The 21,850-nt window shown below is 67.1% G+C and carries 24 protein-coding genes; 15 read left to right on the top strand and 9 right to left on the bottom strand.

Annotated elements, in window-relative coordinates; translation table 11 throughout:
• Positions 1-82 precede the first annotated feature (82 nt).
• The 5 genes from ACO6D6_RS11825 (at position 83) to ACO6D6_RS11845 (ending at position 5,601) form a co-directional block, all read left to right on the top strand.
• The gene (locus ACO6D6_RS11825) at positions 83-1,306 is read left to right on the top strand and encodes an ATP-binding protein (protein WP_484785452.1); all 1,224 of its coding nucleotides are present in this window, start codon (positions 83-85) and stop codon (positions 1,304-1,306) included.
• Between the two features lie 340 nt (positions 1,307-1,646).
• Positions 1,647-2,363, top strand: a complete 717-nt coding sequence (locus ACO6D6_RS11830; protein WP_484785453.1) for a tyrosine-protein phosphatase — start codon at positions 1,647-1,649, stop codon at positions 2,361-2,363.
• 377 nt (positions 2,364-2,740) lie between these two features.
• Positions 2,741-3,256 (top strand): GNAT family N-acetyltransferase, encoded by a 516-nt coding sequence (locus ACO6D6_RS11835; RefSeq protein ID WP_484785454.1) that lies wholly within the window; start codon positions 2,741-2,743, stop codon positions 3,254-3,256.
• Between the two features lie 187 nt (positions 3,257-3,443).
• Entirely contained in the window at positions 3,444-4,937 is a 1,494-nt protein-coding gene (locus ACO6D6_RS11840; protein WP_484785455.1) for a glutamine synthetase family protein, read from the top strand.
• Positions 4,938-5,028: 91 nt separating this feature from the next.
• Positions 5,029-5,601: a TetR/AcrR family transcriptional regulator gene (locus tag ACO6D6_RS11845; RefSeq protein WP_484785456.1), complete on the top strand. Its 573-nt coding sequence runs from the start codon at positions 5,029-5,031 to the stop codon at positions 5,599-5,601.
• Here the strand turns inward: ACO6D6_RS11845 and ACO6D6_RS11850 are convergent.
• Entirely contained in the window at positions 5,590-7,128 is a 1,539-nt protein-coding gene (locus ACO6D6_RS11850; protein WP_484785457.1) for an MFS transporter, read from the bottom strand. The genes ACO6D6_RS11845 and ACO6D6_RS11850 overlap by 12 nt on opposite strands.
• 662 nt (positions 7,129-7,790) lie before the next feature.
• Here ACO6D6_RS11850 and ACO6D6_RS11855 point away from each other — a divergent pair.
• A complete protein-coding gene (locus tag ACO6D6_RS11855) occupies positions 7,791-8,207 on the top strand; it encodes an SdpI family protein (protein WP_484785458.1) in 417 nt (138 codons plus the stop codon).
• Positions 8,208-8,321: 114 nt separating this feature from the next.
• Complete coding sequence (locus tag ACO6D6_RS11860; RefSeq protein WP_484785459.1) at positions 8,322-8,792, top strand: GNAT family N-acetyltransferase; 471 nt, start codon at positions 8,322-8,324, stop codon at positions 8,790-8,792.
• Positions 8,793-8,816: 24 nt separating this feature from the next.
• Here the strand turns inward: ACO6D6_RS11860 and ACO6D6_RS11865 are convergent, their stop codons facing one another.
• The 3 genes from ACO6D6_RS11865 to ACO6D6_RS11875 form a co-directional block, all read right to left on the bottom strand.
• A complete protein-coding gene (locus tag ACO6D6_RS11865) occupies positions 8,817-9,470 on the bottom strand; it encodes a hypothetical protein (RefSeq protein ID WP_484785460.1) in 654 nt (217 codons plus the stop codon).
• A gap of 191 nt (positions 9,471-9,661) precedes the next feature.
• The gene (locus ACO6D6_RS11870) at positions 9,662-10,000 is read right to left on the bottom strand and encodes a hypothetical protein (protein WP_126379335.1); all 339 of its coding nucleotides are present in this window, start codon (positions 9,998-10,000) and stop codon (positions 9,662-9,664) included.
• Between the two features lie 131 nt (positions 10,001-10,131).
• Positions 10,132-11,832: an NAD-dependent malic enzyme gene (locus ACO6D6_RS11875; RefSeq protein ID WP_484785461.1), complete on the bottom strand. Its 1,701-nt coding sequence runs from the start codon at positions 11,830-11,832 to the stop codon at positions 10,132-10,134.
• A gap of 364 nt (positions 11,833-12,196) precedes the next feature.
• On the opposite strand from ACO6D6_RS11875, the gene ACO6D6_RS11880 reads away from it, so the two are divergent.
• Both ACO6D6_RS11880 and ACO6D6_RS11885 read left to right on the top strand, forming a co-directional pair.
• Positions 12,197-12,538, top strand: a complete 342-nt coding sequence (locus ACO6D6_RS11880) for a hypothetical protein (RefSeq protein WP_484785462.1) — start codon at positions 12,197-12,199, stop codon at positions 12,536-12,538.
• A gap of 208 nt (positions 12,539-12,746) precedes the next feature.
• Positions 12,747-13,787, top strand: coding sequence for a glycoside hydrolase family 76 protein (locus tag ACO6D6_RS11885; RefSeq protein ID WP_484785463.1), 1,041 nt, complete (start codon positions 12,747-12,749; stop codon positions 13,785-13,787).
• Between the two features lie 70 nt (positions 13,788-13,857).
• On the opposite strand, the gene ACO6D6_RS11890 is transcribed toward ACO6D6_RS11885, so the two are convergent.
• Positions 13,858-14,874: an alpha/beta fold hydrolase gene (locus tag ACO6D6_RS11890; RefSeq protein WP_484785464.1), complete on the bottom strand. Its 1,017-nt coding sequence runs from the start codon at positions 14,872-14,874 to the stop codon at positions 13,858-13,860.
• Between the two features lie 65 nt (positions 14,875-14,939).
• Here ACO6D6_RS11890 and ACO6D6_RS11895 point away from each other — a divergent pair, with 65 nt between their 5' ends.
• The 5 genes from ACO6D6_RS11895 (at position 14,940) to ACO6D6_RS11915 (ending at position 18,236) form a co-directional block, all read left to right on the top strand.
• Positions 14,940-15,503, top strand: coding sequence for a TetR/AcrR family transcriptional regulator (locus ACO6D6_RS11895; RefSeq protein ID WP_484785465.1), 564 nt, complete (start codon positions 14,940-14,942; stop codon positions 15,501-15,503).
• A gap of 180 nt (positions 15,504-15,683) precedes the next feature.
• Positions 15,684-15,890, top strand: coding sequence for a type II toxin-antitoxin system VapB family antitoxin (locus ACO6D6_RS11900; protein WP_484785466.1), 207 nt, complete (start codon positions 15,684-15,686; stop codon positions 15,888-15,890).
• Positions 15,887-16,249 (top strand): type II toxin-antitoxin system VapC family toxin, encoded by a 363-nt coding sequence (locus ACO6D6_RS11905; protein WP_484785467.1) that lies wholly within the window; start codon positions 15,887-15,889, stop codon positions 16,247-16,249. Before ACO6D6_RS11900 ends, ACO6D6_RS11905 begins: the two co-directional genes overlap by 4 nt.
• 263 nt (positions 16,250-16,512) lie before the next feature.
• On the top strand, positions 16,513-17,889 hold the full coding sequence (locus tag ACO6D6_RS11910; protein ID WP_484785468.1) for a UTP--glucose-1-phosphate uridylyltransferase: 1,377 nt from the start codon (positions 16,513-16,515) through the stop codon (positions 17,887-17,889).
• Positions 17,890-17,891: 2 nt separating this feature from the next.
• Positions 17,892-18,236 carry a hypothetical protein gene (locus ACO6D6_RS11915; protein ID WP_484785469.1) on the top strand — a complete coding sequence of 115 codons (345 nt, stop codon included), beginning with the start codon at positions 17,892-17,894 and terminating at the stop codon, positions 18,234-18,236.
• Positions 18,237-18,285: 49 nt separating this feature from the next.
• Here ACO6D6_RS11915 and mscL read toward each other — a convergent pair whose 3' ends face one another.
• From mscL to ACO6D6_RS11935, 4 genes are all read right to left on the bottom strand, one after another.
• The gene (gene mscL / locus ACO6D6_RS11920; protein ID WP_484785470.1) at positions 18,286-18,645 is read right to left on the bottom strand and encodes a large conductance mechanosensitive channel protein MscL; all 360 of its coding nucleotides are present in this window, start codon (positions 18,643-18,645) and stop codon (positions 18,286-18,288) included.
• Positions 18,646-18,938: 293 nt separating this feature from the next.
• Complete coding sequence (locus tag ACO6D6_RS11925; protein WP_484785471.1) at positions 18,939-19,553, bottom strand: SAF domain-containing protein; 615 nt, start codon at positions 19,551-19,553, stop codon at positions 18,939-18,941.
• Positions 19,554-19,621: 68 nt separating this feature from the next.
• Positions 19,622-19,897 (bottom strand): FmdB family zinc ribbon protein, encoded by a 276-nt coding sequence (locus tag ACO6D6_RS11930; RefSeq protein WP_484785472.1) that lies wholly within the window; start codon positions 19,895-19,897, stop codon positions 19,622-19,624.
• A 31-nt stretch (positions 19,898-19,928) separates the two neighbouring features.
• Positions 19,929-20,504 (bottom strand): 5-formyltetrahydrofolate cyclo-ligase, encoded by a 576-nt coding sequence (locus ACO6D6_RS11935; RefSeq protein WP_484785473.1) that lies wholly within the window; start codon positions 20,502-20,504, stop codon positions 19,929-19,931.
• A gap of 17 nt (positions 20,505-20,521) precedes the next feature.
• Here ACO6D6_RS11935 and ACO6D6_RS11940 point away from each other — a divergent pair, with 17 nt between their 5' ends.
• Positions 20,522-21,811 (top strand): molybdopterin molybdotransferase MoeA, encoded by a 1,290-nt coding sequence (locus ACO6D6_RS11940; protein ID WP_484785475.1) that lies wholly within the window; start codon positions 20,522-20,524, stop codon positions 21,809-21,811.
• Positions 21,812-21,850 lie beyond the last annotated feature (39 nt).

A 21,850-nucleotide genomic window follows, 5' to 3' on the forward strand; every position in this document is an offset into this window, starting at 1 on the left:
GCGCCCAGAGGGATAGTAGTTCTTCTCCCAGAGGGATAGTTGACTGCTTGCGAGGCTGGTTGATCAGGAGCTGGACGCCTTCATGCCGCACGTCGCCGCGGTCACGTTGGACGGTCCCAAGGGGGTGGGGAAGACGTCAACCGCCTCCCGTCGGGTCGTCGACGAGCTGCGCCTGGATCTTGAACAGCACTGGCGAATGGCCAGGGCGGATCCGGAACTGGTTACCCGGCTTCCCAAGCCGCTGCTCATCGACGAATGGCAGCGGGTCCCCGCGGTTTGGGATGCGGTGCGCAGGGCCGTGGACGACGGCGCCGACCCCGGGAGCTTCCTGCTGGCCGGTAGCGCATCGCCATGTCTGGACGCCCCGATCCACAGTGGAGCCGGACGTATCCTTTCCCTGCGAATACGGCCCATGGCGCTTTGTGAACGTGATCGGGTCGAACCGTCGGTCGGCATGGCCGCCCTGCTCCGAGGGGTAGCAGAGGTGTCGGGAACGAGCCCGATGGGAGTGAGTGACTACCTGGAGGAGATTCTCGCGTCGGGTTTCCCGGGGCTGCGCGGGCTTCCTCCTCGCGTGCGGACGGCGCAGCTGCGCAGTTACACGACCCGGATCTTCGAACGCGAGCTCCCCGACGAACGCGGCGTCTCGATTCGTCGCCCTGCCTCCCTGATGGGGTGGTTGAGCGCCTATGCCTCGGCCGTGGGTACGACGGCAACCTGGGAGACCATCAGGACCGCGGCCACCCCGGGTGATGCCGATCCACCCACCAAAGCGACTGTCAGCCGCTACCGTGACTGGCTGACCTCCCTGTGGCTCCTGGACCCCGTGCCCGCGTGGCGTCCCCTCGGAACCTCGCTCCGCAACCTGGTGCAGGCACCCAAACATCACCTGGCTGATCCCGCGCTCGCTGCCGTCCTCCTCCGCGCAACCCCGGAAATACTGGCCAAGGGGCAGGGACGGTGGCTCGGGTCGCGCGGATCGTTGGTCGGAGGACTCTTCGAGAATCTGGCGATGCTCACCGTTCGAGGCGCCGCTCAGGTGTCGGGGGGCGACGTGTTCCACCTGCGCACCAAACGCGGCGAGCAGGAGGTGGACCTGATCGTTGAGGGCGAGGACGGGCGGATCGTGGCCTTCGAGATCAAGCTGAATCGGGCGGCTTCGGACAGAGACGTGCGGCATCTCCTGTGGCTGAAGGAAAAACTGGGAGACCAGGTGGCTGACCTGGTGCTGCTCAACACCGGTGAACACGCCTACAGGCGCCCCGACGGGGTGGCCGTGGTTCCCTTGGCCCTCCTGGGTGCCTGAGGTTTTCGGTCCACACAAGCGGCGCCGGTTTGCTGGCCCTATTCGCGGTTTGCTGGCCTTGTTCACGTTTGCCTGTGCTGTGAGGCCAGCAAACGTGAACAAGGCCAGCAAACAAGGGGTAAGGCCAGCAAAAAGAAGAACTCCAGGGCTCGCCCCGACTCGTCGGAGGCCTTCGCGGCGCAGGTGCCACACACCCTGCGCGGGTAGCGTGGCAGGGTTTTCGTGGTGGCACCGCAGATGGGACACGGGACCTCGATCAAGGTCATTGCGTTCTCCTGCCTGCTCCGTCAATCATCCTGCGGTTCGGGGTCGTTCCGCCCACCGGACGTAGACTGCCCGGGTGCGGGAACTCGACTGGGGCGGGGTGCCCAACATTCGTGACCTCGGCGGGCTGGCCGGTCGCTGGGGCGTCACGCGACACGGAAGGGTGGCGCGGGGACCTCGCCGCGAGCTGATTCCGGAGCAGGGCTGGCGGGCCGCCCGCGGCTGGGGGCTGCGGACCGTGGTGGACCTGCGCTGCCCCGAGGAGCAGGGCAGGCGTGACGGCGATCCCCGGGTGGGTGAGGATGTCCTGCGGGACGTGGTGATTCGCTGCGCACCCACCGAGGACCACGACAACACGGAGTTCCGGGAAACCTGTTTCCCGATCCTTGATTCCCCCGAATACTGGCCCCACAACCTGCGAATCCTCCCCGGCCTGGTGGCCGCCGCCCTGACGACGCTGGCGGCAGCAGAACCCGGGATCCTCGTGCACTGCAGCGCAGGGCGTGACCGCACCGGCATGGTGACCGCCATCCTGCTCGCCAACGCGGGGGTCGCGCCCGGTGTCGTCGCCGACGACTACGCGCAGTCCATGCGGGCCATGGCGGGGGTCACCAGTCACGCCCCGACCCACGATCGGCAGACCGCGTGGAGCGATGAGCAGGTGAAGGCGTGGATTCACAGGACGTGGTCCCTGGTCGAGCGGTTCGCGTCAGGGGTCCCGGCCCATCTGGATGCGATCGGGCTTCCCGAGACCACCCGGAACCGGCTCCGGGCGCTCCTCCTGGATGCGTGAACCGCCTCGTCCGGTGCCGGTTGCACCGGGTTTCAACCAGGGAGCAGCTCTCCGGTTGGTGGCCCCGGCCATCGGTTGTTGGGCGTCCTTGCTGTGGTTTCGACTCGACCGGCTCGCGGGGCTCGCAGGTCGGCTCAGCCAGCTTGGTGGGGGCGGTGCCGGTTGTGTCGGGTCTCGGTCAAGGAGTGGTCCTTCGGTTGGCAGCTCCGGCCGCCAGTTGCTGGTTGTCCTCGTCGTGGTTTCGACTCGACCGGTTCGCGGGGCTCGCAGGTCGGCGCAACCAGCTTGGAGGGGGGCGATGCCGGTTGCGGTGAAGAGGGGGTTGTGTCGAGCCCCTTTCTGGTATGGGGCTCAGGACATCTCGGTAGAGTCCCAGCATGCGGATCATCGAACCGGACGAAAGGTTCAGGGTTTCGTTCCTGGAGGCGTGGGATGAGTTCGACGCGGAGGAGGAGCGGGGCGCCGAATGCACCGGAGCATTCGGCTTCACCCGACAGCAGTGCGACTCCGCCGCTGGGTTTGCCGCGATGTGTGCCCGTCGACGCCTGGATGAAACCGATCCGCCGGAGGGTTTCGTCCCGGCGACGATGCTGTGGGCCGTCGATGGCGACCGATGGTTGGGGCGGGTTTCCGTCCGTCACGAACTGAACGATCACCTGATACGTTTCGGCGGCCACATCGGATACGCCGTCAGGCCCTCAGTGCGTCGCCGCGGCATCGCGACCACCCTGCTCCGCGTGGGCCTCGGGATGCTGAACGGAATCGGTGTGGGGGAGGCCCTGATCCTCTGCGCCGAGGACAACGAGGGATCCCGCCGGGTCATCGAAACGGCCGGAGGTGAGCTGGAGAAAATCGCGGAAGGGCTCCGACACTACCGAGTGGCGACCGGGTAGTGGGGCACCCGGCGCGGATGACGGTTGCGCAGCACTCAACCCGGTTTGTGCCGCCGGTGGGGTGGTTTCGGGCGTCGAGTGCTGCGCGACCGGGCAAGCGCCGGTCAACGGGTCCCGGGGGTGATTGTGTCGTAGCATGGCTGAAACAGCTGAGACAACTGGGACAGCTCGAAGAGGAGGACCCCCCATGGCGGAGACCGATACCCTTGCCCTGAACCCCAACCCGCTGGTTCGTGCCCTCGGAAAACAGCCGCACGAGTTCACCCGCGCCGACATCATCCACTTCGTCGCTGAGCAGGGCATTCCCATGCTCAACCTGCGATACCTCGGCGGTGACGGGCGGCTGAAGGTGCTGAACTTCGCGATCCAGTCGGCCGACCACTTGGACAGGATCCTGACGATGGGGGAGCGGGTCGACGGATCGTCGCTGTTCGACTTCGTCGACGCCGCCAGCTCCGACCTCTACGTGGTGCCGCAGCTGCGCACCGCGTTCCTGAACCCCTTCTCGGAGCTGCCCACCCTCGACATCATGTGCGGCTTCTACGACGTGGAGGGCAACCCCCTCGCCAGCTCCCCGCAGCAGATCCTCCGCAAGGCCCAGCAGGCCCTCGAGGACGAGACCGGTTGCCGGTTGGAGGCCCTCGGTGAGTTGGAGTACTACCTGTTCTCGCCCGCCGAGGAACTGTTCCCCGTCGAACCCCAGCGCGGCTACCACGAGGCCGGGCCGTTCTCGAAGTGGGAGGCGGTGCGCGTCGAATCCCTGGCCCACCTGACGCGGATGGGCTGTTCCGTCAAGTACGCCCACGCCGAGGTCGGGAACTTCATCGCCGACGGTCTCCAGATGGTGCAGCAGGAGATCGAGTTCCTCCCCACCGACGTCACCCGCGCCGCCGACGAGATGGCCCTGGCGAAGTGGGTGGTCCGGCGGGTGGCGCATTCCCACGGCATCGAGGTTTCGTTCTCGCCGAAGATCGTCGTCGGGCAGGCCGGGTCGGGGATGCACTTCCACACCCGGTTGATGAAGGACGGCGTCAACCAGTTCTCGGAGGGCGCAGGACTCACCGACGTGGCGCGCCGCGTCGTTGGTGGATACCTCTCGCACGCCGCTTCCCTCACGGCCTTCGGCAACCCGGTCCCCACGTCCTTCCTGCGACTCGTCCCGCACCAGGAGGCCCCCACCGCCATCTGCTGGGGGGACCGCAACCGTTCCGTGCTGGTGCGGGTGCCGCTCGGCTGGCAGAATCTCGACGACCGCATGTTCCGCGACGCCAACCCGCAGGAGGGACCCGTCGGGGAGCTTCCCAACGACTCCCAGACCGTCGAACTCAGGTCCCCCGACGGCGCGGCCAACATTCACCTGCTGCTGGCGGGGATCACCGTCGCGGCCAGGATCGGGCTGAGCGACCCGGCGATGCTGGACTACGCGAAGGCCCGTTATGTCAGCGGTGACGCGTCCAAGCACGAGGGGCTCGACCAGCTGCCCTCCTCCTGCGCCGCTGCCGCTCGTTGTCTGCTGGACCAGCGGGCCGACTACGAGGCCCTGGGTGTCTTCCCGCCCGGCCTGATCGACGCCTGGGCCGAGCAGCTGTTCGCGCTCGAGGACGAGAACCTGCGCGAGGAGATCGCGGCCGACCGGATCCTGGTGGAGGACCTGGTGGCGCGGTACTTCCACATCGGATGACGACCTCCTCACCGGGAGGATTTTCCCGCGGGTCGGAGCGGGGTGCGTCCGCTCCGACCCGCGCCCTCCGGGACCTCAGTAGGGTGACCCCATGACCCGGGACGGTCACCGCACCCGCAACGCCGAACGCACCCGCGCGGCGTTGCTCAAGGCCGCCGCCGAGGTGCTGGCGGAGCGGGGAACAGGCGCTTCGCTGGCCCGGATCGCCGAGGTTGCGGGGGTGTCCAAGAGCGGCCTGCTGCACCACTTCGCGAACCGGGAACAGCTCATCGTCGCCCTCCTGGAGGACGTGGTGACCACCCTCCGTCAGGCCGTGATGCAGCACCTCGACGCCTCGGACGAGCGTCCCGGCAGGTTGATGCGCGCCTACATCAGGGCGCTCTGCACGGGATCGCAGGACGTGCTGCGGTACTTCTCCCCGACCCCGGTGTGGGCGGGGGTTCTCGACTTCCCGGAGGCCATCGAGGTCGCGGAACGGGACACCGCTTGGTGGGCCGAGAATCTGGCGGCCGACGGCCTGTCCCCGCAGCGGATCCTGGTGGTGCGCCGCGCCGCCGAGGGGCTCGCGATGGCCGCCTGCTACGGCCAGGAGACGCAGGCCAGCCTGGCCGAGGGCAGGGAACTGCTGCTGTCGCTGACCGAGGGGGGCGAGCTACCGGACTGAGCGTTCCACATCGAGCCGGGGCCTCCCCTCTGGGGTGACCACCTCACTCGGGGAAGTGGTGCTGGGGATGGTGAACCAGGCGAGGCCGGCGGTAGCCGCCAGCAGAACCGCGGCACCGACCGAGGTCCACTGCATCGCCGTGGTGAAGGCGTGTTTCGCGCCGGCGAGGGTGGGGTCGGCCGGGTCCAGCAGGGACACCGCGGAGGCCAGCGACTCGCGGATTTCCGGACCGGCGCCGGACGGCAGGGCCGCGCGGTACAGGGCGGTGTGGACGGAACCGAGGAGCGCGATCCCCAGGGCTGTGCCGAGTTCGTAGGCGGTCTCGGCTATCGACGACGCGGCCCCGGCGCGTTCTGTGGGCACCGCCCCGACGATGGCGTCGGTGTTGAGGGTCATCGACAAACCGATGCCGAAACCCACCAGCGCGAAGGCGATGACGATCCCGGCCAGCCCCGTCGCGGATTCGGCGAAAACCAGGACCACCAGGCCGACGCTTCCCAGCCCCAGCCCGGCGCTGATCGCGCCACCGGTCCCGAACCTGCGGACCGCGATCCCCGTGAAGGCGACCACCACGATCGCGGCCACCGTCCCCGAGAGCTCCAGCAGCCCGGTCTGGAGCGGGCTGAGCCCGCGCACGAGCTGAAGGTACTGGGAGAAGAAGAACAGCAACCCGACGAAGGCGAAGATGGTCACGGTGTCGGCGGTCACGGCCGCGGTGAAGGCGCGGTTCCGGAACAAGGAGACGTCAATCAGCGGGGTGGTGAGGGTGCGCTGCCGACGCAGGAACCACCAGCCCGTTGCCAGCCCGAGGACGAGGGCGACCACCGCGGTGATGGTGAAACCGGCTGAGAAGATCTCCTTGGCGGCCTGCACCAGCGAGATGATGGCCACCATCGACAGCACCGCCGACAGCAGGTCGATCCGCCCGCTTTCCGGGTTGCGCGACTCCGGCAGCAGCAACAGCCCGCCCGCGACCACCGCGACCATGACGGGGACGTTGATGAGGAAGACGCTGCCCCACGGAAAGTGCTCCAGGAGCGCCCCACCGACGATCGGCCCGATGGCGGCCCCGGCCGTCGCACCCGCCGACCAGATGGCGATGGCCCGTGTCCGCTGCTGCTGGTCGGGGAACAGCGAACGGATGATCGCCAGCGTCGACGGCATGATCGTCGCGCCGCTGATCCCCAGCAGGGCCCGGGCCGCGATCAGCAGCTCGGGGGAGGTGGCGAACGCCGCCAGCAGCGACGACAGCCCGAACCCGACCGAACCGATCATCAGGAGGCGTTTGCGGCCGATGCGGTCGGCGAGGTTGCCCATCACCACGAGCAGTCCCGACAGGGTGAACGAGTAGATGTCGCCGATCCACAGGATCTGCGACGCGCTCGGCGCCAGGTCGGCGGTCAGGGCGGGGATGGCCAGGGTCAGCACGGTTCCGTCTATCGCCAGCAGCATGACGGCCAGGGTGAGGACGCCGAGGGCCGCCCAGGAACGGCCGGTAACGGTGCGGGTGCCGCGGGAGTTGGTCATACCGAAACCTTACCGACCAAATGGTCGGTAATAAACTCGCGGGTCCCGGGGTGGCGGTGCAGACCAGGTTTGCCGCTGTTCCGCGACGTCCCGGGGGTGTTCGGTTTCCGGGTATCGCCGTGTGGGGATCGGGCGGCCCGGGTCCCGGCAGGGTCGGGGTCACCCTGGGGCCGGGGCTGGCCTTGCTGCCGGAATATCTGCGGACCCCATCATCGGGGGCGCCCCGGGGTCGGGGGCTGGCCCCGGTGTCCGGGTGGGAGGAGAAGCCAGCGGGGCGGGGGTGTCGAATCATTCAAATCCGATGTGCGGCCCGGATCTCATTTCCCTGTTTCCTCAAAAGTGGGTGCCCGGTGTCCGATAGTCTATCCCTGAGAGGTGGACGGATCTTTTCGACCCCCTCTTGAGGTGAAAAAAGTAATACGAGGGAGCCTTGATTGAACTTTAGTTACTATACGAAAGTTCAGCTCGGTGTGTCCGTTGGGTTTCGGGTCTGCCTGTGCTGCGGATCCGGTGCTTCGTGAATGCATATTTCTCGCCTTGAGGTCGAGTTAGTAGAATGATCAACTATCGCCGACCGGAGGTTCGTCGGGCGTGGGTCGAGTGCCCTCTCCGGGCGGGCCAGTTGTCAGTAACCGCCTGTTGGCGGTCTGGGAGGAGATACGGTGAATCTGGGAGACGAATCGGTAATCGTGTGGTGGGTCACCCGGATCATCATGGCCGGAGGCATGATCATGTGCGGTTGGATTCTGATTCTCCTGGGTCGTCTCGCCCGCACCGGGAAATACGGACGCGATGACGCAGCGGGCATTCGAACGGCCAACACCCTGGCGAGCGAGGAGGCCTGGAAGGTGGGTCATATCCGGGCCTCCAGAGCCATCCAGGTGGCAGGCGTGGTCTTCTGCATCTCCGCGGCCTGGGTGGTGATTCCCTACTTCTCCTATTACACCGCGTCAATAGGTTTCTACTTGATCGCCATAAGCGCCTTCGGGGTCATCGGGTACGCCGTCTTCGTCGCGGACCGGGCGGCCGCGGAGTTGCTTCGCGAGAAGGCCGAGGCGGAGGAGAAGCAGGATCTGTAGGCTTCCGGTCGTGAGCGACCACGAAAAGCCCGGGAGGCCGGGTGGGACCACACGTTCTCTCCCCGCCCTGCGGCGCTGCCCGGTGCGCCTTCGACCCGGCCGGTGTCCCGGCGCATGACCGAGCAGTGGGATGCTCGCCGTGGCTTCCCGGTTCCACGTGACGTCGCCCGGCTGTTGTCCGGTGTCCCGGAGTGGTTCGGGCGTGAGGATGCCAACGCCGCTTACATCGGGGCCGCCCGAGAGATGGAGACCTGGACGGTTCGCGACGCCGCGGGGACGGTTGTCGGGGTGACCCTCGTGGTGCGGCACTTCCCGAACGTCGCGGAACTCCACCTGATGGTGGTCGAGCGCGGACACCACGGCCGCGGGGTCGGGAGGGCCATGATCGAGGCCCTCGAACGCGACGCCCGGGACGGCGGCGTCCGGTTGCTGATGGTCAAGACCCTCGGCCCCTCGCACCCCGACCCCGGATACGCCCGCACCCGTCGGTTCTACGAACGAATGGGTTTCCTCCCACTTGAGGAAACCCACCTGTGGGGCGAGGGCACCCCCTGCCTGATAATGGTCAAGCCGCTCACCGGTTGAACGCCCGCAACGGGAGCTGACCGATCAGAACATGGCCGTGCCGTCGCGGTTCATGAAGGCCCCGTGGCCGGTGTTGGTGTCCCAGCAGGTCAGACCGTTCTGCTCGGAGGCGCACACGTAATTCTCGTGGTGGACTACCGTCCCGTACGGCAGCACCTGCGGTGCCGGATCCGTTCCCAGGAAGTAGGGGGCGTCGCCCTTCGAATGGACCTGGTTGAACGAGCCGTCGAGGGGAACCCACCACTTCGCCCCGCCCTCGTCGCTGCCGTAGGGTTTGCTCTGCTGATAGTTGAGGACACCGCAGCCGGCGTAGGAGGCGGACAGGTCGCAGCCGATGTTGTTCGACGGGGTCTTTATCACCGCGACCCCGGACGGGTTCACCGAGGTGACGGGGGTGGCGTTCGCGGGTTTGGGGCCGCCTGCGTCCGCGTAGGCCCCCTCCGGGACCTGCACCTGCGGGGTGGAGGGCGACGGCGTGGCGGTTGGGGTTGGTTTCTTCGACGAACTGTTCCTCGAGGGACGGGACGTGGGGATTTTGATCTCAGCCGCTCCGGCGCTGGTCTGGGGGTTCATGGGGGCGTTGGCTTCCTGCTGGCCCTTGGAACCACAACCCGACAGAAGAGCGACCGATACCAGCAGAGCAGTGACCGCTGAGGCAGAACGTCTGGGGAGGGACATGGGTATCTCCTGCTTGGGAGTGATGTGAACACAACCAGAGTGCCACGAAACGAGGTCACGGTACATGGTTGGGAGCTCCGTAGCCGCGTCGGAGTTGAGGAGGACGGAAGTCTCGGGATCGATCGGGGACGGCCGCCCCGTCACGGCGCCACGAGGGCCCGGCGCGTTCCGGGGGATTCAACTGCCCCGTCTCAGAAGGTGTCCACCCCGTCACGATTCATGAAGGCGCCGTGCCCGGTTTCGGTGTTCCAACAGGTCAGCCCGTTCTCCTCGGATGCGCACACGTATTTCTCGTAATATACGACGGTGCCATAGGGAATCACCTGCGGGTCGCGGTCGGGTTTCGAGAACAAGGTGTGTCGCACCGCCTCCACCTTTTCGATGGATCCATCGATGGGGACCCACCAACGCGGTATTCCATTCCCACTGCCGTACGGCTGGTCGGATTTGTAGCTCTGGATTCCGCAACCGGCGTAATCCGGGGTGATCTCGCAGCCGATGTTTCCTGAAGGTGTTTTGATGACGGCCATGATGGGAGCGGATGCGACTCCTTCCGCAGGAGTCCGCTGTATGAGGGTGGCGGGTGTGGATCGGGAGCGTCGGTGTCGGGGCGTGAGGACGTTCGCGGCTCACGTCGAACCGCGAACGTCCCGGGTGCGGGTCACACGATGCGCAGCTCCGGGTACTCCGGTTTCCACATGCGTTCGTAGATGTCCTGGATCGGGTTGGTCAAAGGGCGCCTGGCCAGGCCTTGGGACTCGGCGGTCTCCGCGACCGCCTTCGCCACCGTCGCCGCGACCATCCGGAGGTCGCGCATGGTCGGCAGCAGCGACGCCCCCGGCTGGTGTTCGTTGACGAGACCGGCCAGCGCCTGGGCGGCCGCGTAGATCATCTCCTCGCTGACCAGCCTGGCCCGCACCACCGACACGCCCAGCCCCAGGCCCGGGAAGATGAGGGCGTTGTTGGCCTGCGCGATCGTGTGGTGCACGGAACCGCGACGCACCGGCTCGAACGGGCTGCCCGTGGCGATCAGGGCCTTTCCGTCGGTCCAGTTGAGCAGGTCCGAGGGGCGGGCCTCGCAGCGGTCGGTGGGGTTGGACAGCGGCATGATCACCGGACGTTCGCAGTACGAGTGCATCTCCCGCACCACTTCCTCCGAGAACGCCCCGCCGCGCGCGGAGGTGCCGATGAGGATGGTGGGCTGGGCGTTCCGGATGGTCTCCAGGAGGTTCACGCGATGCGGATCTGCCACGTCCCAGCCGTCGATCTCGGAGCGGGGCCGCGCGTAGGGTTTCTGGAACTCCCGTGCTCCGGGGCTGTCCTCGATGATCAACCCGTTGCGGTTGAAGGCGTAGAACTGGCCCGGGTCACGGCCCGCCGCGCTGAGCGCACCCTGGATCATGTCGGCGATCCCGATACCCGCGGTCCCGGCCCCGTAGATCACGAACCGGTGCTTGCGCAGCGGGATCCCGGTGCGCCGCACGGCCGCGATCGTGGCGGCCAGGACGACGGCGGCGGTGCCCTGGATGTCGTCGTTGAAGGTGCAGATCTCCTTGGCGTAGCGCTGCAGGATGCGGTGGGCGTTGGCGACGCCGAAGTCCTCCCAGTGGATCAACGCGTTGGGGAAAAGCTCGGTGACCACCCGCACGAAATGGTCGATGAACTCGTCGTACTGTTCGCCGCGGACCCGGGCGTGGCGTTCACCCAGGTAGCGGTCGCTGTGCAACAGCCCCAGGTTGTCGGTGCCGACGTCCAGGACCACCGGGATGGCGCGCTGCGGATGGATGCCAGCGGCGGCCGTGTACAGCCCCAGCTTCCCAATGGCGATCTGGATACCGCCGATCCCCTGGTCGCCGATGCCGAGGATCCCCTCGGAGTCGGTGACCACCACCAGGTCGACGTTCTCGGGAGGCAGCTCGAAGTTGAGCAGTGAATCCTTGATGCGTTCGGGATGGTCGATGGACAGGAACACGCCCCGGGTGCCGACGTACTCGTGGCTGAAACGTTCGATGGCCTCCCCGATGGTTGGGGTGTAGACGATGGGGAGCATCTCCTCCAGGTGTTCGCTGACCAGCCGGTAGTACAGCACCTCGTTGCGGTCTCGCAGCTGTGACAGGTAGATGAATTTCGACAAGGGGGAGGGGCAGCGAGTGAACTGGCCGTAGGTGCGCTGCAGCTGCTCCTCGATGCTGGAGACCCGGTTGGTCAGCAACCCCGCCAGGTTGAGTTGCTCCCGCTCGGCGTCGGTGAACGCGGTGCCACGGTTCGACACCGGGTTGGTGAGCACCAGCCGGCCGCGGGAACTGATCTCCAGGGTGGTTTTCCGTGAACCGGTGTCCAGTTTGAATCCCGACTGCTGCATCTCGACGTGCCTCTCGCCCTTTGTTGTCTCAATTGTTCAGGAACCCGGGGAAGCGCTGATCGGGGCTGTTCTCGGCGCGGGTGTCCCGAGCGGGAAGGGAGGGCGCACCGGCGTCCGGTTTTCCGCGCCGGAACGAGCCGGCCGGAATGTCGGTGCGCCGAATCGCCCGCTTCCGGGAGTCGCGGCCACGACATGATCAATCAGTGCTTCCCGGGCATCAATCTACCGGGCGGGGCTGCCCGTGAGGCCGGCGGGTGTGAAGGCCTGAATCGCGGACACGGACCCGCATGATCCTCCTGGACGGCAACCTGTAACACTGTGCGGCGGGCAACCGCCCCATCGCCAACACAACGAGGAGTGAGCAGTGTCCGAGGCCATCCCGGGCTTTATAGGGTCAATTGATCTCGACGACGGCAGTCGTTCCGTCTTCTTCGAGTGCGACGCACCACCCACGTGGAAGGTCGTCGAGGCCCATGGTCATCAACCCAACGGCTACTTCTGGGAGGGCGTGGCGAACTGGCTCATCTCCCGGGGTCTGGCGCCCGAGATCGGCATGGATCCCGAGAGCGGCATGTTCTCGGCCCAAGGGACTCCTGAGGATCTCGACGCCTTCCTGGCCGCCATCGCCCCGTACCTGTTGGAGGACGACAGGATGGCCGCTCTCATCAAGGAGGCCGACGCGGCAGGCCACGACTTCGACGACTGACCACGCCGCTTGGGCGTGGGAGACGCCGTGGCGACCGGTCCTGTCCCGTGAATCGGCCGCCACGGCGTCTCGTTGAATGTGCAAGAATCCGGTCCGGGTGGCGCGTCAGCCGTGAATGGTCGCTGGTTGGACGAGCCGTCGGATCGCCTGACCGGGGTTCGCTGGTTAACTGGGTCATGACCATCCCCGTGGGGAACAGGAGGATGAAATGCAGATCGACAGCCCCGTCGAACGTGCCGCACTGGCGGAGCGCGCGGTCAGAACCCGAAACATCCGGCGTCTCTGGGCGTTTCCCGGGACCCGCCTCGGGGTGGTTTCCCACCCCACCAGGCCGCCCCACCGGCTGCTCCTGGCGTGGCGGTACTGGTGGCAGGCGCATCTGTTCGACTGCATCGTCGATGCCCAACTTCGCGACCCCAGGCGGGAGAGGGCCGTGTTGGCGCAGAAAATGGTGCGCGCCAGCCTGATCCGCAACGGCTTCAGGCGCACGAACAGCTACTACGACGACATGGCCTGGTGGGGTCTCGCCCTGCAGCGCGGCAACGACGTCTTCGGGACCTCGGTCAGCGTCGCCTCCATAATCCGGGCCTGCCGCGGCGCCATCCGGGCCGAGGGCGTGGTGCCCTGGCGGGTCGGCGACGACTTCCTCAACGCCCCCGCCAACGGGCCGGTGGCCATCATGCTGGCGCGCGCCGGGTACCGCGACGAGGCGGCGCGGATCACAGACTGGATCGCCAAGAACCTGATGCTCGGCAGCGGCCTGGTGGCCGACGGGCTGGTGATCTCGCGGGAGGGGGCGCGTCTCGACGCCACCGTCTACACCTACTGCCAAGGGGTGGTGCTGGGCGCGGAACTGGAGGTGATGGGGGCGGAGTCCCCGCGCCGGATAATGGACCTGGTCTCCGCCACCTGGCGGCACCTCAGCGACCCCGACGGGGTGATCACGGGCCAGGGCGGGGGCGACGGGGGGCTGTTCGCCGGGATCCTCGCCCGCTACCTGACGCTCGTGGCCAACCGGTTCGAGGGCAGCGACGACACCCGCCAGCTCGCTGCCCAGATGGTGCGGGCCTCCGCGGATGCGGCGTGGCGCAACGCGGCCAAGGACGCGGACGGGCTGCCGTGCTTCGGGCCCGAGTGGAACCAACCCGCGCGGACCCCCGAGCGGAGCCACTGGATCACAGAACGCGACCTGTCGGTGCAGCTCTCGGGTTGGATGCTCATGGAGGCGGCAGCCGCCCTGCCCGCTTAGCCCTCGCGGCCCGATGACTCGGGGGAGGGGTCTTGGACCAGCGGTCCCCTGTCAGCATGAGTCCTTGCCATCAGGGGTTCTCGTGGCGGTTCATGAAGTCGAGGACCGCGGTCCCGGCCTTTTCCGGTTCATCCAGCGGCAGCGAGTGCGTCGCACCCTCCCATAGGCTCGCCTCCACCCTCGGCACCAGCCCCTCGGCGCGGCGCACCGCGCCCGGGGGATCGGACAGGACGGCGCTGTTTCCCGCCATCGCCACATACACCGGGACGCCCAGGGAACCGAGCTGGGTGTCGGTGAACTGCGGTGGGAGGTCGCGGGCGGAGGAGTATCCCTTGGTTCCCGCGTCGATCATGCGGGCCAGGGGGTCGTCGTGATCGATGGTCTCGTTGCCGCCGATCTGCGCCAGGGCGGCGTCGCGCCACGACTGCGGTAGTAGCGGGATCGAGGCGGGGATGGCCAGCAGGTAGACCTTCCATTTCAGGGAGGAGAAGGTCTGCACCGGGTCGAACAGGCTCAGCGAGACCGTCTGCTCGGGATGCTTCAGGGCGAAGTTGGTGGCCAGCCAGCCGCCGAAGGAATGCCCGACGACGTGCACGGGCGGGGCCTCGATCGCGGTGAGGGTCTCGCTGATCCAGCCGGCGTTCGCCTCGGGTGTTTTCAGCGGCACCGACTGGTTGCTGAGTCCCGCGTCCCCCAGCGCGTCGAGGGCGTAGACGGGGCGTTCGCGGGTCAGGACCGGCAGGAGGTCGCGCCACATCGGAATGCCCGCTCCCCACCCCGGCAGCAGCAGGAGGGGTGTTTTGGTTGATCCTTCCGGCCCCGGGAACAAGGCGACGTGCACCGTGCCCCAGGAGGTCGCGACATCCCACTCCCGCGCCGCGGGCATGCCCGCCATCACCTCCTGGTAGGCGGCGAGGTAGGTCTCGCGGGCCGAGGCGCTGCGCCACTGCCCGACCCTCGGGCCGCCGCGCGTGGCCAGCAGGAGAACGTTCGCGGCGAGCGATAAGACCAGGGTCAGGATCAGCAACCGACGGCGCTTCCGGAGAGGAGGGCGTGGTGTGGGTTCCGGAGAGTTTTCTGCGTCCATGGCAATACACTTGCACTGTTTCTTTTGCGATGCAAGTGCATCGTCAAAACCTCTATGCTTGTCCCGTGCCGAAATTGGTGGATCACGACGTGCGACGCCGGGAGATAGCGCAGGCGGTGTGGGCCGTCATCGCCGAGCGGGGAATCGAAGGCGTGACCCTGCGTTCCGTCGCCGCCGAGGCCGGGATCTCCGTGGGTCGTATCCAGCACTACCACGCCTCGCGGGAGGAGCTCGTCCGCGACAGCTGCCGGGAACTCCTGAAGGCCGCGACTCAGCGGTTCGAGGCCGTCGACGACACCACCCCCGTGGAAAGGCTGCGCCGGCTCGTCCTGGGGCGGATCCCGACCACCCCCGAGTTCGCCATCGGGACCTCGATCTGGCTGGCCTACGAGGCCAAGAGCGTCGACGACCCCGTGATCGCCGAACTGGTGCAGCGGGGCCACGCAGGGGGTGTACAGGAAGCGGCCGCGCTGCTCGGTGAATGCGGAGTCGCCGACGCCCCCGCCGTCGCCCTGCGTCTCATGGCGACGGCCGAGGGGCTGGCCATCCGGGTGCTGGTCGGCGGTCTGGAACCCCGGGCGGCCACCGAGCTGCTGGACAACCTGATCGCCGAGGTGCTGCCCGGCTGAATCAGCGGGCTCCGGGCCGCCGGGCGATCTCCGCGGGTCGCATGCATCCGCGCTTCTCGTCAAGGCGAAGAGAAATCCGATGGTCCGGGTGTGTGGTTCGATCAAGGCTCGGAACAAAGCGGCAACGTCAGCGTGTGCATCAGCTGATGCTACGTTTGACGCCGGAGAGGACGATGACCCATGAGAACCACCGTTACCTTGGACGACGATCTGGTGGCGCGCGCTCAGGAACTGACCGGCGTCAAGGAACGTTCCGTCCTGCTCCGTGAGGGCCTCGAGACACTGATCCGCGTCGAGAGTGCCCGCCGCCTGGCCGCGCTAGGCGGCACCGAACCGGAGGCGCAGATGTCGTCGCGTACCCGGGACCTCGGGGACCTCGCGAAGTGATCCTCGTCGACACCTCCGTCTGGATCGACCACTTCCGTCGCAGCGACCTGCGCCTGGTGCGCCTGCTGCGCGGCGACGAGGCAGGCTGCCACGCCATGGTCATCGGGGAGCTGTCGCTGAGTTCCATGCCCGCCCGCACGGTGCGGATGTCATACCTGTCGAACCTGTACCGGTTTCCCAGCCTCCACGACGACGAACTGCTGCACCTCGTCGAGACCAGACAGCTGTGGGGTCGCGGCCTCAGCCTGGTTGACGTCAACCTCATCGGCTCCGTCCTGGTGGTCCCGGGGTCCCGCCTGTGGACCCGCGACAAACGCCTCCGAGCGGTCGCCAAGGAACTGGAGATCGCCTTCGAGTGAGAGCCTGCCAGCTGGTTGGGTCGAAGCCGTGGTGAGGGGGGTCGGGGTCTGGCTACCGGTTGCGGGGGTTTCGACTCAGCCGTTCGCTGGCGCTCACGTGCTGGCTCAACCAGCTTCGGGAAGGGGGGCTCACGTGCTGGCTCAACCGGCTTCGGGAAGGGGGGAATACTCTTCGGCCGGATTGCCCGATCCGGTCTGCAGCAGCCAGACATGATGTACCCGGACACCTAGGATGGTCCTGTAACCCAGAACGGAGGTCAGCAGTGTCACAGCAGGGTTTGGAAGCCGCCCGTCGCAAGATGGTGGAGGCAGGTGTGGATGGCAGCGCCATCGATGTGTTCTCCCACTACTACCGACTCCTGGAATCGGGGGAGACCGGGTTGATCCGGGAGGAGAGCATTGAGCCCCTGCTCGACCCGCCGATGCTGGACGACGTCGAGGTCAGCGATGCCGAGGCCCGGGAGGCCATAGGCGCCACCGTGGTCATCAAACTCAACGGCGGACTTGGCACGTCGATGGGACTCGACAAGGCCAAGAACCTGCTCGAGGTGCGGGATGGCCTGAACTTCCTGGACCTCATCGTGCGGCAGGTGCGGGCCGCCCGGCGTGACTGGGACGCCCCGCTGCCGCTGCTGTTCATGAATTCCTTCCGCACCGAGGCCGACACCCTGGCCTACCTGGAACGTTACCCCGACCTTCCCGTCGACGACCTGCCGCTCAGTTTCCTGCAGAACCAGGAACCGAAACTCAGGGCCGATGACCTGACCCCGGTCGAGTGGCCGAAGGATCCGTCGCTGGAGTGGTGCCCACCCGGTCATGGCGACCTCTACACCGCCCTGTGGGGGCAGAACCTGCTGCAACGTTTCATCGAGAAGGGGTTCCGCTACGCCTGCATCTCCAACGGTGACAACCTCGGGGCCGCGCCGAACGCCCGCCTGGCGGGCTGGTTCGCCTCATCCGGTGCTCCCTACGCCGCCGAGCTGTGCCGCCGCACCATCAACGACCGCAAGGGCGGGCACCTGGCCATCCGCAAACACGACGGGCAGCTCATCCTCCGCGACACCGCCCAGACCGCGCCCGAGGAGATGGACTACTTCACCGACGAGCACCGGCACCCGTTCTTCCACACCAACAACCTGTGGTTCGACCTGCAACGCCTGCTCGACGCCATCCGTGAACGTGATGCGGTGCTCGGGCTGCCGATGATCCGCAATGACAAGACGGTGGACCCGTCCGATCCCGACTCGCCCAAGGTCATCCAGGTGGAGACGGCGATGGGGGCCGCGATCGAGGTGTTCCCGGGGGCCACCGCCATCTGCGTCGGTCGCGACCGGTTCCAGCCCGTCAAAACCACCAACGAGCTGCTGCTGCTGCGGTCCAATGTCTACGACCTCGACGAGAACGGCCATCTCGTAGCGCGTTCCGCCACACCCGAGGTCAGCCTGGATTCCCGCTACTACAAGACCGTTCAGGACTTTGACGCCCGCATTCCGCAGGCCCCGTCGCTGCGTGGGGCCGAGAGCCTGCGGGTCAAGGGCGACTGGACCTTCGAGCCGGGAGTGAAGGTGGTGGGCTCCGCCGAACTGTCCGACGAGGGCACGCCGCGGGTTGTTCCCACCGGAACCGTGCTGGGTGCCTGAGATTGGCCGACGATGCGGTGGAACTCGCCCGGGCATTGACGGGGGAGACGCTGCCGGTCACCTGTGACGCGACCGGTCTGGCTGCCGAGCTGACCCGGCTCGGCTGGGACGTCAGGCGGTTGGCCGCGTTGCGGGAGGAACGGATGCGGCAGCGCCTTCCGTGGCCCTTCCCGATTGATCTGGAGGTTCGCGGGGAGCTGGGGTTCGCGCGTTTCGATGCGCTGCTGGCCCGGGTGAGAAATGAACTGGGCCTGGCCGGGACGAGGTCCCGGGCGCAGGCCCCGGTGCGTCCACCCAACGCCGACGAACGCCGGCTGTTGGCGGATCGGCCGCCCCACTGGGGGTGAATGCTCGCCGAAGCTCTTCCACCCAGCGGAGCGGCACGTCTTTGGGATATCAGGCGCGAGTGCGGAGCAGGTCGCGGATCTCGGCGAGCAGCTCCTCGGAGCTGGGGCCCTTCTCCTCTTCCTTCTTCGGGAAGTAGCGTTCGCGCAGGATGTTGTACGGCTTGACCACGCAGAAGTAGACGACGGCCGCGGTGATCAGGAAGGTGATCGTCGCATTGATGAACATGCCGATATTGACCTCGAACAAGGTCACATGGGAGAAGTCCGGCTGGCCGCCGATCTTGCCGATGAAGCCCATGAGAACGGCGGTGAACTCTTTGACCACCGCGGAGAACACGGTACCGATGATGACTGCGACGGCAAGCTCGACGAGATTGCCCCGCATGATGAATTCCTTGAAGCCCTTCAACTGCTTTCCTCCTGTACCCTGCCTTGTGGAAGGCTGGGAAGCGGCCCGGAGTCTGGGGATTCAGGCCCGGGTGGCCCTTTGGTGGGGACCGAACTCACACTTTATGCAGATCGTGCGGGGTGAAGCCAGTGTTTCGGGTGCCAAACGCCGTTTGAAGGTGAATTCTGGCCAATCGGATGACGTTGCCGGCGCCGGAAGTGGGTTTTGGGGACAGGGACAACCGTAAATATGGGGTTTCCGGGTCCTTGGGATTCGTTGTCGCAGGGGGCAATCAGAACGGGTTTCCCGGGACCCTAGGACTCGTTTCCGAGAATCACCGTCAGCTTTCCCTGCTGACCTAGAGCAGAAACATCGGGGCCGACCGCCGCGGGGACATCCACCAGGATGAGGGGTTTGGCGCCGCCACCCGGGTTCAACAGGGTCCCTTCCGGTTTGCCGGGCATGGCGGAGACCCGGGCGTCGGCGGTGATCACCTGCCCCGAATCGGCAAGTACCAGCGTGATCGGGGTGCCGGGGGACATCAGCGACCTCAGGGAGTTGTCGCGGACCAGGACCGGCACCAGAGATCGCCCCTCGGCCAGCGATGGCGATGCCGCGAGCATCCCGGGCTGAAGTACGGTGCCAGTCTCCAGTCCGAAGCCCAAGGTTTGGCCGACGCACTCCCCGGGATCCGGGAACCGCTGCCCGGGAAGCGCGTCGAGAGGTAGTCGTGCGACCTTCAGGTCGTCGCTTTTCAGCACCGTCCCCGCGGCCACGGAACGGGCCAGTACCACCACCGGGACCCGGTCCTGGTCGTTCGGGGACAGGTGGGACACCATCGCGAAGGCGCCGAGGCCCGCCAACAGGGCCGCGACGGCGCGTCGATGCCAGCTCAGGAAGCGCCCCAGGCGCCTGATGAAACTCTCCACATCCTCGTTATGGGAGGAAACGACCCCCGCGGGTCACTTTTCCACACCCCGATTCGCGGCGGTCTCCCTCAGGACGCGGCCTTGGCGGTTTCCGCTGCCTTGGCGGGGGCCGGGGTCGAATCCGTCTTGGTCTCCGGGCTGGAGGCCGGTTTGGACGCGGAGGTCGACCTGCGGGAGTCCGTCGCGTAGAAACCGGAGCCCTTGAAAACCACGCCGACGGCACTGTAGACCTTCCGCAGGTCGCCACTGCATGCCGGACAGGTGGTCAGGGCAGGGTCGGAGAACTTCTGGACGGCCTCGAGTTCCTTGCTGCAGACCGTGCAACGGTACTGATAGGTGGGCATTCACGCTCCCGCTTCGGTGGACAAACGCGAATCAGGATACGCTCCCCACCCCGAGACGAGTGAATCCGTTCTCCGTGACCACGGCGTCGACGGGGAGATCGTGCGGTTCGCTGGGTAGCTTCGGCAGCACCTCGTCGGCGTTCGCCAGCGCCCAGACGGGTGTCCCGGGCCGGCGGTGGTGGAGCGCGCGGTCGTACCAGCCGCCACCCATGCCCAGCCGGGAACCGTCCCGGGAAACCGCCAGGCACGGCACCACGATCACATCCGCCTGCCCGAGGGCATCGATTCCCAGACCGGGGCCGGTGGGTTCGGGAATGCCCGCCCAGCCGGGGCGGAGCTCGTCGGTGGCCCAGGCCCAGTCCGGGTTCCTGGACAGCTTCGGGAGCAACACTTTCCAGCTCCGCCTGCGCAGCTCCGCGACGGCGGTCAGGGTGTCGGGTTCGTTCTGCCGCGAGGCGTAGATGGCGATCACCCCGGGATCCGGCAGCTGGCCCAGCAGCGCTGTGAGGCGGGATGCGTCGAGTTTCCGCCAGCCGGTCTCGTCCAGTGCGCTGCGTCGCGCGGTGATGGTCTCCCGCAGCGTGCCCTTCTCATGTGTGAAATCCATTGGCCTATCGTAGAAACATGGCGCTTTTCAGTCGCAGGAAGCATGTGGAAGAGGAACCTCAGATCGCGGAGGAGACCCCCGTTCCGACCCTTCCTCCTCCGCCCGAGCCGGATCTCAACGGGCTGCGCCGTGTCCAGGACCACGTCGAGTACCTGCTGGAACTCGTCGAGCCCCTCAAACCTTTCGGCATGTCGGTGCTGGAGGCGTGGAACCAGGTGATCTGCGAGGACATCGACTCCATGATCAACGTTCCGCCGAACTCGACGAGCAAGGTTGCGGGTTATGCCGTGCGCGCCGCCGACATGTGGGACAACGATCAGCTGGTGGAGTCGCTCCAGCTCGTCACCGGGACGGAACACCTCGGGGTGGGGCAGGCCGTGCCCGTCGATGTCGGTGAGGTGGTTCCGCGTGGCGCCACCGCGGTCCTGCCCGACTCCTACGCGACGGTCGTGGGGGAGCGCATCGAGATCATTCAGGAAGTGGCGGAGGGCGAGTACCTGCGCGCGGCGGGGGAACACCTCGCGGTCGGGGACCGGCTGCTCTCCGAAGGGGATGTGCTCACCGACCGCAGCGTCGGGATGCTGGCCGCCGCGGGGATAGACAAGGTGCTGGTGCGACCCAGGCCGCGCGTGGTGGTGGTCAGCTCCGGAGCGGACCTGGTGGAACCGGGGGAGAGCGTCGGCTACGGCGAGTCCACGGATGCCAACTCGTTCCTGATCTCCGCCGCCGCCCGGGCGGCCGGGGCGACGGTCTTCCGGGTGGCCGTGCACTCCAACGACAAGCAGGAACTGAAGCAGGCCATCACCGATCAGCTGATCCGCGCGGACCTGGTCATCTCCACCACCGGGGGGCGCCGCGAGGAGTACGAGGCGGTGGCCGAGGCCATGTCGGAACTGGGGCTGGTGGATGCCGTCGAGGTGGCGATGTCACCGGGACGCACCCAGACCTTCGGGCTGATCGGCGAGGAACGCGTCCCGATGGTGATGCTGCCCGGGAACCCCGTGTCGGCCTACGTGTCCTTCCAGGTTTTCGTGTGGCCGCTGCTGCGGCGTCTCATGGGCGCCGACGTGCGACGCAAAACCGTCAGGGCCATAGCCAGGACCACGATGCGCTCGATCTGGGGGCAGCGGCACCTGCTGCGTGCCGAGGTCATTGACGACGGGCGGCTACGCACCGCCACCCGGATCAGCGACCCTTTCGCCATGGCGGAGCTGGGTAGCGCAAACGCTTTGATCGTTTTGGACGAGGACACCGAGCTGGTGCGTCCCGGAGAAGCCGTTCAATGCTGGCTCTTGGACAAATCCTGAGTTTTCTTCAGGCTCCTCGGCGGGTCGGCGGCGTGCCGC

The organism is Arachnia sp., assembly GCF_057238465.1.